This is a genomic window from Shewanella halifaxensis HAW-EB4 (assembly GCF_000019185.1).
Classification (GTDB): domain Bacteria; phylum Pseudomonadota; class Gammaproteobacteria; order Enterobacterales; family Shewanellaceae; genus Shewanella; species Shewanella halifaxensis.
This window is the reverse complement of sequence record NC_010334.1, coordinates 1,341,306-1,359,035: the sequence shown is the minus strand read 5'-3', so window position 1 is coordinate 1,359,035 and position 17,730 is coordinate 1,341,306. Positions and strand designations below refer to the sequence as shown.

The window sequence follows — 17,730 nt, the reverse complement described above, 5'->3', positions numbered from 1 at the left end:
TTAGTAAATCGTATAAAGAACACCCAATATAACAAGTGAATTACAACAAGACTAATGATAAAGATCAACTAACTTTAGATTAACTAACAAAGACTTGTGGGTGTCGAGCACTCTGAAAATAAATATTCACAGAGTGATCTAAACCACTTTTACGCTACCGTGGCATAATACCAAAAATAGAAATCAATAACGGAACAGATCCAGATGCAAGCTTCACACCTTATTGGCGCCCATGTTAGCGCCGCTGGCGGTATCGCCAATGCTCCACTAAATGCCGCAGCGATTGGCGCGAATGCTTTTGCTCTGTTTACCAAAAACCAACGTCGCTGGCAGGCGAATGACCTCGAAGAGAAGCAAATATTACTATTCAAGCAGCATTGTCACGACGCTAATATCAGCCTCGAATCCATTTTGCCTCACGATAGTTACTTGATTAATTTGGGTCACCCAGATGATGAGCTGTTAGAAAAATCTCGTCAGGCCTTCTATGACGAAATGCAACGCTGCGAACAGATAGGCCTTAGTTTATTGAACTTTCACCCTGGTAGTCACCTAAGAAAAATACCTATCGATGACTGCTTAGCAAAAATTAGTGAATCGATAAACTTAGCCTTAGAACGTTCATCTGGCGTGACCGCTGTAATCGAAAATACCGCAGGCCAAGGTTCCAATCTTGGGCACTCATTCGAACAGTTAGCGCAGATCATCAATGGTGTGGAAGATAAGTCTAGGGTTGGCGTCTGTATCGATACTTGTCACCTGTTTGCAGCAGGTTATGATATTCGCACCCAAGAGGCTTGCAAGCAAACCTTTGATCTTTTCGATAAGGTCGTGGGTAATCAATACCTGAAAGCCATGCATTTGAATGACAGTAAAACAGCGCTTAATAGTAGAGTCGACCGCCATGAATCCTTAGGGCAAGGTGAAATAGGTCAGCAAGCGTTTGCTAGCTTGATGAAGCTAGATGTGATTAAAGGGATCCCACTTATTTTAGAAACGATACGCCCAGAGATCTGGCAGGAAGAGATTAACTGGTTACGTTTTCTCGCTAAGCAGTGATCTTAATTCCTAATTTGCTACATTAAACATTTGTAGATCACTGCAACCACTTTGGTAGGCTCGCCTAAGTCTGATTGCAACCATACGATATGGGTGCCTTTAAGCTCTTCACCTTGCTTAATGGCGCTCAATCTTGCGTCAGCGAGTGCATTATCGCCCCGTCCAATTCCAGTCACCATGGCAAAACTGTCACAGTGGGTTACTTCAAAGTCATAAGCTTCGTTGATCCGATGATAAAGTTCAAACTCTTCACTCGCACAACCACTTAAAAGGCTAACGCATAAAATAGCTATGACAAAACGAAACACAATACCGACTCCAATTTAAAAACTGCGGCGCACGATATAAAAATTTGCCATTAAAAATAGTGATACAGATCGCACCGCATCAGCTTTAGCTGTCACACTTGGTTTCAACTGTTAAAAAAAACAGATAACAATTAAATAGGTGAAAAAACAATTTGAAACACAGCTGCATATTTAAATTGCTACCCACAATTTATCAACAAAAAAAGGAAGCCTTAACAGCTTCCTTATTTAAGTAACATTTATGTTTTATCCTATTTAACCAGCCCAGTTAATCTAGCAACACCTTGAAAAGATGTTGTTTTAACAGCGCAAAATCTGCTGGTAACTCTGCAGACCAAATAGCTTTCGGGACGACACGAGCTAATGGCTCAGGTAAGGCTAGCTCAATATTGAGGATCTCTTCCACAACCTCATTAAATTTAGCCGGATGAGCCGTTGCTAAGAATATTCCCTTCTCATCTGCAGACATAGTTTGCTTAAGTGCCAAAGCAGCAATGGCAGCGTGAGGCTCTGAAAGGTACCCAGCGCTATTCAGCGCTTGCACCGAAGCCGCTGTTTGCGTCTCAGTGATCCCCAAGCCAACAATATCCTCCAAAGACCAATCCATAACCTCTACAATCGCTTCGACACGTGGCCAGTTACTCGGCTCGGCCACATCCATCGCATTGGACATCGTCGCGACGGTGGTTTCTGGCTGCCATTTGCCACTATCTAAATAGCGAGGTACGGTATCATTACTGTTTGTGGCAGCAATAAATCGCTTGATAGGTAGCCCCATGGCTTTAGCAAATAAGCCAGCCGTTAGGTTACCAAAGTTACCACTGGGTACGGCAATCACGGGATCGCTTTCATTATGTTGCTTAAACTGTGCAACCGCTTCGAAGTAATAGCAAATTTGAGCAAGCAAACGGCTGATATTAATTGAGTTTGCCGAGTTAAGATGCAAACCCTCCCTAATATCGAGATCTTCAAATGATTGCTTTACCAAAGTTTGGCACGCATCAAAGTCTGACTCTACCGCAACCGTATGGATATTGTTTCCTAATGTGGTAAACATCTTCTCCTGTAGTACGCTGATTTTGCCTTTTGGATACAGCACCACCACATTAATATTATCTAAGCCATAGAATGCATCTGCTACCGCAGCCCCAGTGTCGCCAGAGGTGGCTGTGAGAATGTTAATCTTTTCTGATTTAGCTAGTTCATTTAAACACTGGGCCATAAAGCGGGCGCCAAAATCTTTAAACGCAAGCGTTGGACCATGAAACAACTCCAAACTATACAGATTGCTATCAGCCTTCACTAATGGCAGCTCAAAGTTAAAGGCACGCTCTACCAATCTATCAACAGTATCTTGGCCAAGCTCAGAGGCCAACCAAGCACCAATGACTTTCTTACTTCTCTCTACAAATGGCAGCGCCAATAAGCTATCGACATCTTGCAACTGTGGGATCTGTTTTGGGAAAAATAGACCTCTGTCCTTTCCAAGGCCTAACTTGACCGCTTCAGTAAAGCTCACCACCTGTGACGGGTGCTTTAGGTTATATAACTCCATAATGACTTCCTTAAAATTCTGTTCATTGGGTCTAGTTAAGACGCTTAGTCGACTCTACGAGCCCCTTGGCTATCGATTCTGCAGATATGAGAGAAGCCTTTACTAGGCTCAACATAGTTCGCGTCCAGCCATTGCTGTGCTTGCTTAGCCACATCAAGATCATCGGTAATGCTAAACAGGGTCGGACCACTACCTGAAATCCCTGTCGTGAACATACCTAACTCGGCTAAAGCCGTTTTAGCATTTTGATAATTAGGGATTTCAGGCGCGCGATATGGCTCGGCCAACACATCCTTTAATACCGAAATAGCTAGATCTGCATCTTGCTTATAGGATGCGTGTACAAAGGCACTTAAGTAGCGACCAAAATCGATCGTCGTCTGCTTATCGAATTCATTGGGCATCAATTGGCGCATTCTTGAGGTTGATAGCGAAATACCAGGGTAAGCCACCACCCAATACCATTGCTTAAACTCAGGGATCGCTTCACAAACAGTCTTAGGCGTATCGAGCATCAATTGCATTCCGCCTAAGTAACAAGGGGCAACATTATCATAATGTATTGAGCCACTGATCTTGCCTTCGAACTCCCCCATTAAGCGCAGCAGTTCTTGCTCGTTAAATGGCTGCTCAAAAAATTCATTTAATGCCATTAGCGCGGCTACAACCGAGCTGGCACTCGAGCCAAGTCCGCTGCCTACAGGCAAGTTCTTCTCTAACGTTAATTTAAGCCCTGTGTCTTTACCTAGATGGCAGAGGAAAAACGCTGCACATTGATAGACAATATTCTCTTGCTCATTTTGCGGTAACTTACTTGCCCAATGGCCTTCAAGAATGAGTGAAAGTCCCTGCTCAGCAGATTCAACCTTAACCCTATCGCCAAGCAAACTGCCATCAATAGGGGCTAACGCCGCCCCCAGTAGGTCAAAACCCACGCCTACGTTGCCCATCGATGCTGGGGCATAAATGGTTACACTCATACCCCCACCTCACGAGTCCAATTTAGTGTACGTAAAATATCGGCAAATGCGCCCGCAGCAGTAACATCGGTACCCGCACCATATCCTCGAAGTACAAATGGGATAGGCTGGTAATAGCGGCTATAAAATGCGAGGGCATTCTCTCCCCCTTTAACGCTGTATAGCGGATCATTGGCACCGACTTCGACTATTTTAACCTTACAGCCTTCATCATCAATCTGCCCAACATAGCGCAGCACTTTACCTTGTCCTTTAGCGGCTTCAACTCGCAGGGCAACCTCTGCATCTAACGACGGCAGTTTAGCCATAAAGGCATTAACGTCGCCAGAGGCATCGAATGAATCAGGTAATACAGATTCAACATGGATATCGCTAAGCTCAAGCTCCATGCCCACTTCCCTTGCAAGAATAAGCACTTTACGAGCCACGTCCATACCACTTAAATCATCACGAGGATCGGGCTCGGTAAAGCATTTATCTCTGGCGATTGATGTTGCTTGGGACAGAGTCATGCCTTCATCAAGCATGCCGAAAATGTAAGACAAACTGCCCGATAAAATGCCATTAAAGCGCAGCAACTTATCACCAGCAAATAGTAGTTTTTTTAGGTTATCGATAACAGGCAGACCCGCACCAACGGTTGTCTCATACAGGAACTGACGACGCTGCTTAAGCGCTGTTTGTCTTAAATCTTGGTAATACGCCATATCGCGAGTGTTAGCCTTCTTATTTGGCGTAACAACATGAAGCCCTGCATTCATAACATCTAGGTATTTATTCGATACCAATTCACTCGAGGTGCAGTCCACCAGCACAGGGTTGAGTAGCTGCTGCTCCTTCGCCCATACCAACATAGCATCGAGATCCGCCTCTTGCTCACAATCGGCTAATACGCCCTGCCAGTTGGCTAAGTCGATACCTTGTGCATCGAGTAACATTTTTTTCGAATTAACGATCCCGCAGACTCGGATAGCAATATGTTGCTCTTTTAACATGCTACGCTGCAGCTTTATCTGCTCAAGTAAACCGGCGCCCACATTACCGCAGCCGACAAGAAATACATCTAGGTAATGCTGCACATCAAAGAAAGATTGATGACAGGCAGCGATAGCATGCTTAGTCTTGCGCTGCTCTACCACCGCAGAGATCGAACGCTCAGATGAGCCCTGGGCGATAGCCACGATATTTACTGTCGCCTGAGCTAACGCCTGGAAGAATTTGGCGGCCACACCTTTGTGGGTGCGCATACCATCGCCAATAAGTGAGACAATTGCTAAGTCATGACGCATCTCAATCGGCTCTAGAATGTCGCTTTTAAGCTCAAGTTCAAACTCTTGCTCTAGGGCAAACTTGGCTTTAATTGCGTCTTCAGTAGCGACACAGAAACTGATGCTGTATTCAGAGGAACTTTGAGTGATCAAGGACACCGACACACCAGAGCGAGAAATAGCGCCAAGTGTACGACTCGCCATACCGACCATGCCTTTCATGCCAGGGCCTGATACATCAAACATCGTTTGCGAGTCTAGATTAGAAATGGCTTTGACATTGAGCCCTGTTTCATCGGGCTGATCTGACACCAATGTGCCCACGGCTTCTGGATTGAAGGTATTACGGATATAACACGGAATATGGTACTGCGCGATAGGCGCTACAGTCTTAGGATGTAACACCTTTGCACCAAAGTAAGATACCTCCATCGCCTCTTGATAACTAAGCTGAGACAAAAGTTTGGCATCTGCAACCACTCGCGGATCGGTATTATAGACACCATCAACATCGGTCCAGATCTCACAACAGCTTGCGCCGATACAAGCTGATAATACTGCCGCAGAATAATCAGAGCCATTACGTCCGAGTGTGACCACCTTGCCTTCACTGTCACCCGCTGTAAACCCTGGCATCACCCATACTTTTGCCACAGATAAATCTAGAGCATTGAAGCGAAGTTTACTTGCTTCAATATCGACTGCAGACTCAAGACGTGGGCCATAACCAACGAGTAAAGACTCGGGCACTAATAAATCCGCACTATGGTTAAAAGACTTCATCACTTCAACCATTAACGCCGATGACAGCTTCTCCCCACCGACCAAAACCTGTGCTTCAACACTTTCAGGGCACTCGCCAAGTAAGCTCATTCCGTCAAGCTTACTCTGCCAAAAAGTTAGCTGCTGCTGTAGCTTCTCATTAAGCAAAATATTTTGTTCTGTACTTAAGCTAACCGCCGCTGCTGCATAAAGGTCTTTAAAAACCTGTTCTACCTTGGCTAGCACGGCACAGTAGTCCCCCCCTTTTACTGCAACATCAACCATCTCAATCAAGCCGTTGGTAACGGTGGCAGGGGCTGATAATACTACGGCTGTAGCTTGTGAATTAGCAGACTGACGGATAATCTCCGCAGCGCCTTTAAAACGCTGCCAATTAGCAAGCGAGGTTCCACCAAATTTCATTACTTTCATCAAAATCTCCTTGTGCCGCGCCACCTAAGAAACAAAAAAGCCCGCTCCTTTTGGGGGAGCGGGCTTGATATTTTACTTATATCAGGTTGTGCTTAGCCCGCCCCCACGTTGGTAATCGTGGTGGTTGTAATAATGGTGGTGTTCATTAAAACGTGGCTAAACATATAAATTAGTTTCTATCCAACTGGATTGATTTGTGTACCAACAGAATTGCTTTTTTTAGCAACGCATGTCAACCCCTAAACTCAACTATATTGTTATAATTAAGCCTATTAGATAAATAAAGTAGTAAATGAGTCATAAATAACGATCAATTTATGTTTACTGAAAAATTAACGAGGTAATTATTGAGTTACGCTTACGTAAACTAAAATTAGTAGACGAAGTAATATAATAATAATCAAAAGGATAGCCCAGCCCCCTAAAGCTAGAAATAACAGAACTGCTTAAAAATAGTGACTTAATTCTAAATTGACTCAAACATAATATTCTCAATAGTTCTGCGGAAAGGGACTATAAACTTACATAAAACCTATCGTATGAATAAATTTGCTCTCGATATGAAAATTAACTCTGTATCTCCTCAAACATGCTTAAGTGAGTACTAATTTTAAAGTGTAAAGATGTGGCTTAGGTAGCAGAAGTGCATTCATTCTATCGCAAATAACGTTAAAGCAGGCTAGAATGCGCGCAAATTTCCGATTGGAGCCAATATGAAAATCACCGAAAAATGTGCTGTTAGCATCAATTACCGATTATCAGATGCGAAAGGCCAGCTTGTAGAAAGTTCTTTTGAAGGCGAGCCAATGATCTATCTGCATGGTGCAGAAAACATGATCCCAGGTTTAGAAGCTGCGCTTGAAGGCAAAGCACAGGGTGACATCCTTGATGTAACTGTTGATGCTGAGCAAGGCTACGGCCCATACCATGACGGGCTTCGCCAAGAAGTCCCATTGTCAGCATTTGGCGACATCGAAGACATCGTTCCTGGTATGCGCTTTATTGCAGAGACAGAAATGGGTCAGCGTCCAGTACAGGTTACTGAAGTTAAGGACGACGTAGTCATTGTTGACGGCAACCACCCGCTTGCGGGTCAGTCATTAGTATTCCATGTGGAAGTACTTGACGTTCGTGAAGCAACTGAAGAAGAGATTGCACACGGCCATATTCACGCTCACGGCGGCGGATGCGGCGGACATGAACATTCTCATGAAGGCGGATGTTGTGGCGGCGGACACGATCACGGACACGAAGGCGGATGCTGCAGTGACGATGAGACCAAAGAAGCTAAAGAAGGCTGTGACGGTAACGGCGGCTGTGGCTGCAGACACTAAATCCTTCTAGTTCTTTAGAATGAATTTGAGCCCACTTCACTGATTTAAATGAAGCGGGCTTTTTTATGGTCTACACTATTTAAATTGAACAATGGAATTGCTCAGAAAAACCTTTTTGCAAAGGAACTGCAAATGTTATCAAGACCCGTTTATGAAGCCCTGCCCTACACTTATATAGCTCTAGGTAGCATTAGCTTGATGCTGCTGGAGCAAACTTATGCCCAACTCTTCGCTGCACTACTATTTCTATTAGGGAGTCGTGTCGATGTGCTGCGCTCTTGTTATCGCCGTACTGACTCTAAGAAACGTAGAAGAAAGGGCAAACTGCCCACCTTTATCTACGAGCACACCCCATACCTGTACCTACTAACCGCGTTATTACTACTCAAACTCGACTCAAAACTGGCGCCTGTGTTTAGTATTGCGCTAGTAAGTTATGCGCTCTATATCTTTGCGAGGCGCACAATGAACCGCAAACATAAAACCGTCACTTTGCAACGACTAGAAGATATCGGTAACACCCATAATCGATAGCAGATAGCGACTACAGGCAGTAACAATCCTAGTTGAGCCAAGCTGTTGGACGTCTATAAAATTAACCGCTGAATATTGTCTCTTTGCTGCAAACTCATATGCTTAAGATAATTAGAGCAGCGAGTAATGGTGGCGATACTTATTTGGTATTCTTGAGCGATTTGGCGCTGACTCATTTCGCCTTGTAATAGTGTTTGAAAAACCTTTAATCGCCCCGCCACGGCACTACGCTCCTCCTCTGTGAGTAACAACTCAAACAATACGATCAAATCGTCATGCGCTTGATGCGATAAGACTTTCTCTAAAACGGAACCCCATTCTGCTCGCATTTTATCTCCTATTTACAACTATCATCACGTACTAGTGCGTCATTACGCGCATTGTATCAAGAATGCGCCGCACCATGCACTTGTTATAAATTATTAGTTTTTGCTAAATAAAACTCATTTGTAACGAAGAGTAACTATTGTGAAAAACGATTGCAGTCGGTAAGGTAAAAATATATACAATAGGCAAACACAGTTCACATAACACAATAAAAACGTGAGAATAACCATGAAAATAACAGCAAAGATGAGCCTTATCGCGCTAACAGCAACTGCGACCCTAGCCACTAGTGTATATGCAAATAACTTTAAAGAAGCCGATGACGCAATCGATTACCGCCAATCTGCATTTAGCATGATTGCTCATAACTTTGGTGATATGGGGGCAATGCTTAAAGGAAAAAAAGAATTCAACGCTGAAATTTTTGCTATGCGAGCAGAAAATGTAGCCGCCTTATCAAAGCTTCCAGTTGAAGGCTTTGTTGCAGGTTCTGATAAAGGTGACACCGAAGCGCTAGCTAAAATTTGGAGTGATAAAGCTGACTTCGATGCCAAAATGAAGACCTTTCAAGAGAATGCTGCGATACTCGCTTTGGCAGCAAAAAGTGGTGATAAGAAAGAGATGAAGAAAGCCTTTGGTAACACAGGCAAGAGTTGTAAAAGCTGCCACGATGCTTATAAAAAAGACTAATATTTTGATTAGTTAAATCAGATTAAGCCTGTCATCAGACAGGCTTAATTTTATCTTCGATAAACTACAGCATGTCGATAACTGGTAGCATCAAGTAATTTAGCACCATCGCCCCGATTATCACGGTTAAAACAAGCGCCTTAAATACAGAAGCAAATTGAAGCTGATTAGGGTTAGTCCCACCCAACTTAGATTCAGGTAACTTCTTATAGCCACTAAACATAGCACCTAGGATCTTATCGCCTTTAATCATATGCACACCGACAGCAAATACATGCACAACAGCTAAGAGTAAAATAAGATCAAAGTTCTTCTTATGTAGCCAAGTTAGCCAGCCTGCGGTATCAGAGCTAACCGCTGAATAGAGTGGGCCTTCTGTGAAGATCTCATCGGTGGCGAATAACCCTGTAGTAAGCTGAACACTGACCAATGTGATAAGGGCTACCACCATATATCCGCCAACAGGATTATGGCCTATTGATGATGAAATCCCTTCGCGCCGGGCCCTACCAAGGTAGTTAATAACGGTTTTTGGTGAGCGTACAAAGTGACTAAAGCGTGCCGTATCGCTACCGACTAGACCCCAGATGATCCTGACGACAATAAACACCATCAGCATATAAGCCAAGAGTTGGTGCCATTCCATCTCACCGGCATCTGCAGTCCACCACAATCCTCCGAGTAAGCACAGCATGCCCCAATGGAAAAGACGAGTCGGAATATCCCACACTTTAACTTTGACCAGATTTTGTTCCATGTTCGGTCACTCTTGAAAATTAATTTATTCAAAGAGGCCATTATAAACGGGGAATGACAGGAGGGCTATCGAGTTATTTACACTAGAATTTTTGCTAGAAACACTAAATAAGGGACGACTTATCCAATCCAATATGACCTGCTTTTTCGGTGTTTACAAGGAAATTTGGTCAGTTATTGTCTATATTTGTCTAAGTGATCAAATAAAAAGCGAACAGTTTCAAATAGCCCACAAAACGTGATTTAGATCACGACTTTCCTATCTAATATTGGTAGTCTGAATACATGGAAACAACAAAAGGTTCGACATATGATAAAGATTACTAGCAAACACTTTGAAGTTACTGAATCTATCCGCGAACGCATTGAAACCAGACTTGATAAATTAGCAAGACACGATGTGCAGCTAATTAATCCACACATTATTATTGAGCAGGAGAAGCAAGGTTTTAAAATTGAAGCTTCTGTAGGCATTCCAAATGCCAAGTTATTTGCCCAGGCGAAACACGACGACCTCTATGCAGCAATTAATGCAATGGGACAAAAGCTGGAAAAACAGCTAAACCGCCTGACTCATAAACCTGAAAGTCAACGTCACGCAACACTTAAAGTAGAAGATGATGCCATTGATGACGACTTTGATGACAACTTAGAGGAGGAATACGCAGCTTGATATTATTGTTAAATTTACACGCAAAGCGCATCTTCGGGTGCGCTTTTTAATGCAAAAATTTCAAATAAGCTAAGTTTTGATTGACACTCAAGCCGCCCCGCTTTAGTTTTAATTCAATGAATAAAATCCATACTGCTTTTTTTACTTTCTTTTTTATGCCCCCCACCCTCGGAGGCGGAATTTCGGTGTAAAAACGAAAGTAAAAATTCCAAAGCCTCCCACATGGGAGGCTTTTTTATATCGGCTAAGATGAGCATACGTTAGCATGCTTATCACTAAGGTATTAATACTAAGCGCAATAGAAGAGTTAGAGGCGAAGATGAGCAAACCACAACCCTTAAATCACACTCGAGAGCAGATCACGAGTCTCGATAATGAACTGCTGGCTCTGCTAGCAAAGCGCAGAGAATTAAGCTTAGATGTAGCACGTAGCAAAGAGGTCGATGTGAGGCCTATTCGCGATACTATCCGCGAAAAAGAGCTACTATCACGCTTGGTAAAACAGGGGCGTGAACAAGGCTTAGATGCCCACTATGTCATCTCACTCTATCAAAGCATCATCGAAGACTCTGTACTTAATCAACAAGCTTATTTACATGGGCGCGCTAACCCTGAAACTCAACAGCAGCAATACTGCATCGCCTACCTTGGCGCTAGAGGCTCTTATTCGTATCTAGCAGCTAGCCGCTATTGCAATAGACGCCAGGTCGAGATGCAGGATTTAGGCTGCCAAAGCTTCGATGAGATAGTACAGGCCGTTGAGTCTGGCCACGCCGATTATGGATTCCTTCCGATTGAAAATACTTCCTCGGGCTCTATTAACGAGGTTTATGACGTACTACAGCACACCAGCCTTGCTATCGTTGGAGAAACCACCATTGAGGTCGGCCACTGCTTGCTGGCTAATAGCGGCAGCAATATTGCCGATATAAAAACAGTTTACGCCCATCCACAACCCATTAGCCAATGTAGCCGCTATTTGAGTCAGCGCAGCGAGTTCAAACTAGAATATTGCTCAAGTAGTGCCGAAGCGATGGAGAAAGTCTGTAACGCAAACGATAGCAGTGTCGCGGCTATCGGTAGTGCCGAAGGTGGCGCCTTGTATCAATTAGAAGCGATTGAAACGGATCTCGCTAATCAAAAGGTTAATCAAAGCCGCTTTATCGTCGTTGCACGAAAGGCCGTTGAAGTACCTTCACAGCTTCCAGCAAAATGCACGCTGATCATGGCTACAGGGCAGAAGCCTGGAGCATTGGTTGAGGCCTTACTCGTATTAAAGGCCCGTAACCTTAATATGAGTAAACTCGAATCCCGTCCGATCCCAGGTACTCCTTGGGAGGAGATGTTCTATTTAGATATCGATGCAAACCTCTCAAGCGAGCCGATGCAAGCAGCGCTAAAAGAACTGGAACGCACCACTCGCTTTATTAAAGTGCTCGGTTGTTACCCTTGCGAAACGGTAAAACCGACTCAACTCAGTAATAGCCAGTTGATGATTGAGCCTAACACCTCTAAGTCGACCGCTGTTGCAGCAACAACCAGTAATAAGCAGCAACGCTTTAGTAAGCAATATAAGAGTGAAGCAACACAAGTCGTTTGCGGCCAACTGGATCTTGGCAATGGAAATATCGGAGCCCTTGCCCAGATGCAACTCCCCATTGATCTTCTGCAGTTTGAACAGATGGCAAAGGAGCTTAAAGAGGCTGGTTTCCAAGCCGTTGCTATTCAAGGGTTAAGCCAACAAAGCGATGTGATTAACTCTATCGATAAATTTAAGCACGCTCTCGCTCAGTTTAATTTAGTTTGTGTCTTGGTAATCGAACATGAAACTGACTTAACTATGGCAACTCAGTTTGCGGATGTAGTAATGCTATCGGGCAACCTAATGTATAACCAGGCCATTTTAATCCAACTTGGCTCTCTACTCGTTCCTGTTATCGTAGAGCGTAATACAATGGCTAGCGTCGATGATCTACTCAATGCCGCAGAAATAATTTTAGGCCAAGGTAACCAACAGCTTATCTTGTGTGAATCGGGCGTCACAACCCTTAATAACTCAGGTAAACCATCACTGGATCTGGCTGCATTGGTTGAGTTAAAAGCCCTAAGTCACTTACCTATTTTAGTCAATCCAAGCTATGCGATTGAGTCCGAGCAAATGCCCACATTCGTTAGGGCGATAAGACAGCTGAAAGGCGATGGTGTCATGGTGAATTTGAGCGCGATTGAGCATGCATCAAAAGCTGACACAGCAGAACTAATTAATAAGATTTTGAGCAGTTTATACCAATCACATTAAATATGTGATCATTCAACGGGAAACTGGTTCTCCTTCTGATATTAAGATTTACGCTGAGCAGCTTGCTCAGCGTTACTCTTATCAATCAAACTTGGAATCGTCGTCCCTTGGACTAAAATAGAAAAAACCACCACCGCGTAAGTCATCACCATTAAGAGCTCCCGCAGATCAATATTACTGTCACTCATAATCATCAAACCAGTAGGTAAACTCATCGCCATCGCAAGTGCGAGTCCACCTCTGAGCCCTCCCCAAATCAAGATCTTTTCCGCATAGGAGTTATAATGCCTAAAACGCCTAAAACCTAAATAAGGCAGGTAAATGCTGATAGCTCGCCCTATCAACACTATCGGGACGGCAAGAAGCATAAACCACCACAGCTCAACATCGAAATGAATGAGTAGCAATAGCAAGCCTAACAGCAGGAACAATAACGAATTAAAGAATGACTCAATCAATAACCAGAAGCTCTCTAGGTGGCCTTGATCTTCTTCCTTTAGCAGCTTAGGCACACTCAGATTACCTATGATAATTCCTGCTGCGACCATGGCTAATGGCCCAGATACTCCCAGCAAATCGGCTCCGATGTAGCCAGCACTCGGCACCAATAATGTCATCAGTAAATACTGAGTCCGCTCTTCGGAAAAACGTAACATGCCATGTAATATGGCGGCTAATACAGCACCGTAAAGTAAACCTCCCAACGCTTCTCTAATAAACAGCTTACTCACATCTATAAATGTTAACGGCTCAGTTGAAAATGCCACTTGCGAAACAGTGATAAAAATCACCAAACCAATACCGTCATTGAAGAGCGATTCGCCCTCAACCTGAGTTGCAATATCTTCCGGCGCACCAAGCTGTTTAATAATTGCCAGTACTGCAATCGGATCCGTTGGTGAAATCAGTGCGCCAAATAGTAGGCAATGACTAAAATTTAAAGGTAAACCTATAACAGAAGCGACTAGATATAGCAGACCACCGACAATAAATGTTGATATCAGTGTGCCAACAAAAGCCAGTATAAAAATTTCCCACTTCTGTTTTTTTAATATATTTAGCTTAATCTGCAACGTGCCAGCAAACAGTAAGAAGCCCAGCATGCCGTTAAGCAGCAGAGCATTAAAATCAAGTTGTTCTAAATCAGTCACTAAGGTTGAATAAATTTTTATACCGAAAATTTTACCTGCAACTAAAATAACGAGGCTCAAACACAATGCCAGTGCAGTAATAGTGACGGTTTGCTGCCAGCGGTGTAATCGTGATGAAATAAGCGAAATAACAAGAGAAAGTGCAGATAGTAGACAAAGGATTTCGTAACTGGTCACAAGTAGTTCTCGGTAAGGAAAAAGAGAGACGATTGGAGAGGTTAAATATTGCGACCTTCAATTAAGCTGAGCCACCCCTTGATGATCCTGCCACTAAACCACACAGCAGCAAGAATATAAAGTGCAGCACTTAACCATACTTGGGTCGCTAGGTATCCAGTCGTCATCAGCAGAAACATCCCCATAATTGACCAGCGCTGCCAACGTAAATGAACGGCTAGCACACTATTTCGGTTTTGCTGAGGTTGATAAAGATTGATCAGTAGGCTTAAAGCGGCAGGCACTAGCATGATAGGAAAACAGGCCATAAGCGCATACAACAGGTGCGCAAGACTTTTGTCTTCCAGTGCTAACGATTGAGAATGTAATGTCGATGCCATACGCCACTCCATAAAGAGATTAGAGACAGGCACAAATCCATCATGGCCTGTCTTTAACCTTACTTTCTCATGATGAGTTACGCAACTTTCATTCCTGAATTATTTCAGATTTTTATCTTATAGCTTAGCTTGTATAGCTACAGCTCTAGAGTCACATCTGACTTTAACCTAGTTGAGCAAGCGAGCACATAACCTTGGGCTACTTCATCGGGTGTCAGTGCCATCTGGCTGGTAGACTCGATATCACCCTCAATGACTTTACACTTGCATGCTCCACACACACCCGAGCGACATGCAGCAATAATCGGTAATCCTTCCGCTTCGATACCATCTAATACCGTTTGCTCAGCAGATAAGGCTCGGCGTCGTTCTCCGATATTGAGCATAAAACCAGATGCCTTAGCACTATCGTCTTTCGCCGCAGCAAGCTCGCCCATATCACCTTTAAATGAGCCGAAGCTTTCTTGGTGGAACTGCGTCATATCGAACTCTAACGACTCAAGTAGCGCTTTTACCGCTTGCATATAAGGCTCAGGACCACAGACAAATACAGTTCGGCTCCTAAAGTCCGGCACTAAACGCTCGAGTTTTTCGGCAGTTAACCGCCCTGCTCGGCTATCAATATGGACGTCAGCCTCACAGGTTAGCTGCTCTAAGATATAGTTAAGATTAAACTGAGCATTGCGCTGTGCCATCTGCGCTAATGAGTCTTTAAAAATCAGATCTTCACTCGATTTTGCACTGTGCAGAAAACTAATGTCAGCGCCAATTTCGGTGTCGGTTAACCAACGAGACATGGAGTACATCGGTGTGATGCCGCAACCCGCACTCAAAAATAGGTACTTATCAGCCTGAATATCAAGTAGATTAAATACCCCTTCAGGTCCAAGAGCCCGTACCATATGACCGACTGCGAGATTATCGGCCAAGTAATTTGATACCTTGCCACCTTCTATACGCTTAATGGTCAGCACGATGGAATATGGACGAGATGGCGATGAGCTAATGGTGTAGCTGCGAGCGATTTTCTCTCCATCGATCTCTAGTAAGAGGGTTAGAAACTGCCCAGGTTTAAAGTGAAACTTAACTGGGGTCGTCCCACGAAAGCGAAAACTGATAACATCATGAGTCTCGTTCCACTTTTCGACACAAACGAGTTGATGCTCACCTGACTGCCACTGCTCTGCAGAAAACGACTCCACTGTAGAAGCTTGCTTATTGATTACCATGATAACTCTTCACCTAATGATTCAATTTGTAAGAGAAAAATGGCCACTCAGTGGCGGCCATTTTAAACTTACTGTTCAGCTAAACTGATTGCAATTATGCAACATTAAGAATGCGATTAAGATCTGCTTCTACCGTTGTCGTATTGCGAAGACCAAATTTCTCTTCTAGCACTTTAGCAAGGTTAGGAGTTAGGAATGCTGGTGCCGTTGGGCCCGTCATAATGTTCTTCACACCCAATGACAATAGCGTTAGCAGTACCACAATCGCTTTTTGCTCAAACCAAGAAAGCACTAAGGTAAGTGGTAATTCATTGATATCACATTCAAAAGCTTCTGATAGTGCGATAGCTAACTGAATTGCTGAGTAAGAGTCATTACATTGACCAATATCCAACAGACGTGGAATACCGTTGATGTCACCAAACTCAAGTTTGTTGAACTTATACTTACCACAACCTAATGTCAGAATCACTGAATCTGCAGGCGCTTGAGTCGTAATATCGGTGAAATAACCACGCTCTTGCTTATCGCCATCACAACCACCTACCAAGAAGAAATGCTTGATTGCACCGCTCTTAACATTTTCGATTACGGTAGGTGCCGCTGCCATCAGCGCGTTACGAGCAAAACCTATGGTGATTAGATGGGGGATCTCATCATAGATAAAGCCTTCTAAAGATTCTGCTTTAGCAATCACTTCACTAAAGTCGTCACCGATTAGGTGAGTCACACCAGGCCAGCCTACGATGCTACGAGTGAAGATACGGTCTGAGTAGTCACCGACATTAGGGTCGATGATACAGTTCGAAGTCATTACGACCGCGCCAGGGAATGTCGCAAATTCTTTCTGCTGGTTCTGCCATGCGCTACCGTAGTTACCCACTAAGTGTGGATATTTCTTAAGCTCAGGGTAAGCGAGTGCAGGCAACATTTCACCATGGGTGTAAACGTTGATGCCCTTACCTTCTGTTTGCTCAAGAATAAGCTCAAGATCTTTCATGTCATGACCTGACACCAAGATAGCCTTACCTTTTACAGACTTAGTGTTAACCTGTGTTGGCTCTGGGTGACCAAAGGCGTGAGTTTCACCTTCATCAAGCATCGCCATCACGCGGTAGTTAAGCTGACCAATCTGCATAGCCGTATTAAATAGCTTGTCTGCATCAACAGAGTCTTCACCTAGGAACGCCATGATCTCATGAAATTCACCGGCAACTTCATCGCTAGTTTGATCCAGTACGCGAGCGTGCTCCATGTATGCTGCCGCGCCCTTTAGACCATACAAGCAAAGCAAGCGCAGACCCATGATATCTTCATGAACCTCATCTTTACCGCGGTTTGGTACAGCTTGAAGTGCCTGAGTTAGCATTTCAGGTTTAGTGGCGCCCAATACAAGCTGCATAGGTGCGCTCATTGGCTTAGCTTCAATATTAAGCTCAGCACACTTAGCTTCGTATGCTGATTTTAAACGATTACGGAAGGTTTCAGCCTGAGTGGTATAGGCGATGATACGGTCATCATCGAAGTTAACGTTAGTTAATGTAGCGAAAAAGGCTTTCGGCACAAACGTATCAATCTCATGGTCGATAATGCCGACTTCACGAGCCAAGGCGGCATAAGACGACACACCTTGAAGAATATAGATTAGAAGATCTTGTAAGTCTGAAGTATCAGAAGACTTACCGCACATACCTTGAGTGTAACTACAGCCATTACCTGCAGGTGTTCTAATTGTTTGCTCACATTGAATACAAAACACAGCACTAACTCCTATATTATAATCATGCATATTATTTACATGTTTTAAGTATAGTCT

General features: G+C 43.8%; 16 protein-coding genes and 1 other annotated feature. Of the genes, 6 read left to right on the top strand and 10 right to left on the bottom strand.

Annotation, left to right across the window (positions count from 1 at the left end):
• The first annotated feature begins 204 nt into the window (after positions 1 to 204).
• The gene (gene nfo / locus SHAL_RS05675) at positions 205 to 1,059 is read left to right on the top strand and encodes a deoxyribonuclease IV (protein ID WP_012276232.1); all 855 of its coding nucleotides are present in this window, start codon (positions 205 to 207) and stop codon (positions 1,057 to 1,059) included.
• A 17-nt stretch (positions 1,060 to 1,076) separates the two neighbouring features.
• Here nfo and SHAL_RS05670 read toward each other — a convergent pair whose 3' ends face one another.
• The 4 genes from SHAL_RS05670 to thrA all read right to left on the bottom strand — a co-directional run bounded on the left by SHAL_RS05670 (position 1,077) and on the right by thrA (position 6,364).
• Entirely contained in the window at positions 1,077 to 1,367 is a 291-nt protein-coding gene (locus tag SHAL_RS05670; protein ID WP_012276231.1) for a hypothetical protein, read from the bottom strand.
• A 268-nt stretch (positions 1,368 to 1,635) separates the two neighbouring features.
• On the bottom strand, positions 1,636 to 2,922 hold the full coding sequence (thrC, locus tag SHAL_RS05665; protein ID WP_012276230.1) for a threonine synthase: 1,287 nt from the start codon (positions 2,920 to 2,922) through the stop codon (positions 1,636 to 1,638).
• Between the two features lie 44 nt (positions 2,923 to 2,966).
• Complete coding sequence (gene thrB, locus SHAL_RS05660; RefSeq protein WP_012276229.1) at positions 2,967 to 3,902, bottom strand: homoserine kinase; 936 nt, start codon at positions 3,900 to 3,902, stop codon at positions 2,967 to 2,969.
• The gene (gene thrA / locus SHAL_RS05655) at positions 3,899 to 6,364 is read right to left on the bottom strand and encodes a bifunctional aspartate kinase/homoserine dehydrogenase I (RefSeq protein WP_012276228.1); all 2,466 of its coding nucleotides are present in this window, start codon (positions 6,362 to 6,364) and stop codon (positions 3,899 to 3,901) included. The genes thrB and thrA overlap by 4 nt, the downstream gene beginning before the upstream one ends.
• 713 nt (positions 6,365 to 7,077) lie before the next feature.
• On the opposite strand from thrA, the gene slyD reads away from it, so the two are divergent.
• Positions 7,078 to 7,698: a peptidylprolyl isomerase gene (slyD, locus tag SHAL_RS05650; RefSeq protein ID WP_012276227.1), complete on the top strand. Its 621-nt coding sequence runs from the start codon at positions 7,078 to 7,080 to the stop codon at positions 7,696 to 7,698.
• Between the two features lie 132 nt (positions 7,699 to 7,830).
• The gene (locus SHAL_RS05645; RefSeq protein ID WP_012276226.1) at positions 7,831 to 8,232 is read left to right on the top strand and encodes a hypothetical protein; all 402 of its coding nucleotides are present in this window, start codon (positions 7,831 to 7,833) and stop codon (positions 8,230 to 8,232) included.
• Positions 8,233 to 8,285: 53 nt separating this feature from the next.
• Here SHAL_RS05645 and trpR read toward each other — a convergent pair whose 3' ends face one another.
• The gene (gene trpR / locus SHAL_RS05640) at positions 8,286 to 8,561 is read right to left on the bottom strand and encodes a trp operon repressor (RefSeq protein ID WP_012276225.1); all 276 of its coding nucleotides are present in this window, start codon (positions 8,559 to 8,561) and stop codon (positions 8,286 to 8,288) included.
• A gap of 244 nt (positions 8,562 to 8,805) precedes the next feature.
• Here trpR and SHAL_RS05635 point away from each other — a divergent pair, with 244 nt between their 5' ends.
• Positions 8,806 to 9,249, top strand: coding sequence for a c-type cytochrome (locus SHAL_RS05635; protein WP_041415861.1), 444 nt, complete (start codon positions 8,806 to 8,808; stop codon positions 9,247 to 9,249).
• Positions 9,250 to 9,313: 64 nt separating this feature from the next.
• Here SHAL_RS05635 and SHAL_RS05630 read toward each other — a convergent pair whose 3' ends face one another.
• Complete coding sequence (locus SHAL_RS05630) at positions 9,314 to 10,006, bottom strand: cytochrome b/b6 domain-containing protein (protein WP_012276223.1); 693 nt, start codon at positions 10,004 to 10,006, stop codon at positions 9,314 to 9,316.
• Between the two features lie 309 nt (positions 10,007 to 10,315).
• Here SHAL_RS05630 and hpf point away from each other — a divergent pair, with 309 nt between their 5' ends.
• Entirely contained in the window at positions 10,316 to 10,678 is a 363-nt protein-coding gene (gene hpf / locus SHAL_RS05625) for a ribosome hibernation-promoting factor, HPF/YfiA family (RefSeq protein WP_012276222.1), read from the top strand.
• 119 nt (positions 10,679 to 10,797) lie between these two features.
• Positions 10,798 to 10,918 (top strand) — a sequence feature (Phe leader region).
• A gap of 79 nt (positions 10,919 to 10,997) precedes the next feature.
• Positions 10,998 to 12,977 carry a prephenate dehydratase gene (gene pheA, locus SHAL_RS05620; protein ID WP_012276221.1) on the top strand — a complete coding sequence of 660 codons (1,980 nt, stop codon included), beginning with the start codon at positions 10,998 to 11,000 and terminating at the stop codon, positions 12,975 to 12,977.
• A gap of 41 nt (positions 12,978 to 13,018) precedes the next feature.
• Here pheA and SHAL_RS05615 read toward each other — a convergent pair whose 3' ends face one another.
• The 4 genes from SHAL_RS05615 to hcp form a co-directional block, all read right to left on the bottom strand.
• Positions 13,019 to 14,305 (bottom strand): cation:proton antiporter, encoded by a 1,287-nt coding sequence (locus tag SHAL_RS05615; protein WP_012276220.1) that lies wholly within the window; start codon positions 14,303 to 14,305, stop codon positions 13,019 to 13,021.
• Positions 14,306 to 14,346: 41 nt separating this feature from the next.
• A complete protein-coding gene (locus SHAL_RS05610) occupies positions 14,347 to 14,685 on the bottom strand; it encodes a hypothetical protein (RefSeq protein WP_012276219.1) in 339 nt (112 codons plus the stop codon).
• Between the two features lie 137 nt (positions 14,686 to 14,822).
• Positions 14,823 to 15,914, bottom strand: coding sequence for an FAD-binding oxidoreductase (locus SHAL_RS05605; protein ID WP_012276218.1), 1,092 nt, complete (start codon positions 15,912 to 15,914; stop codon positions 14,823 to 14,825).
• Between the two features lie 94 nt (positions 15,915 to 16,008).
• The gene (hcp, locus tag SHAL_RS05600) at positions 16,009 to 17,673 is read right to left on the bottom strand and encodes a hydroxylamine reductase (protein ID WP_041415860.1); all 1,665 of its coding nucleotides are present in this window, start codon (positions 17,671 to 17,673) and stop codon (positions 16,009 to 16,011) included.
• Positions 17,674 to 17,730: the final 57 nt, after the last annotated feature.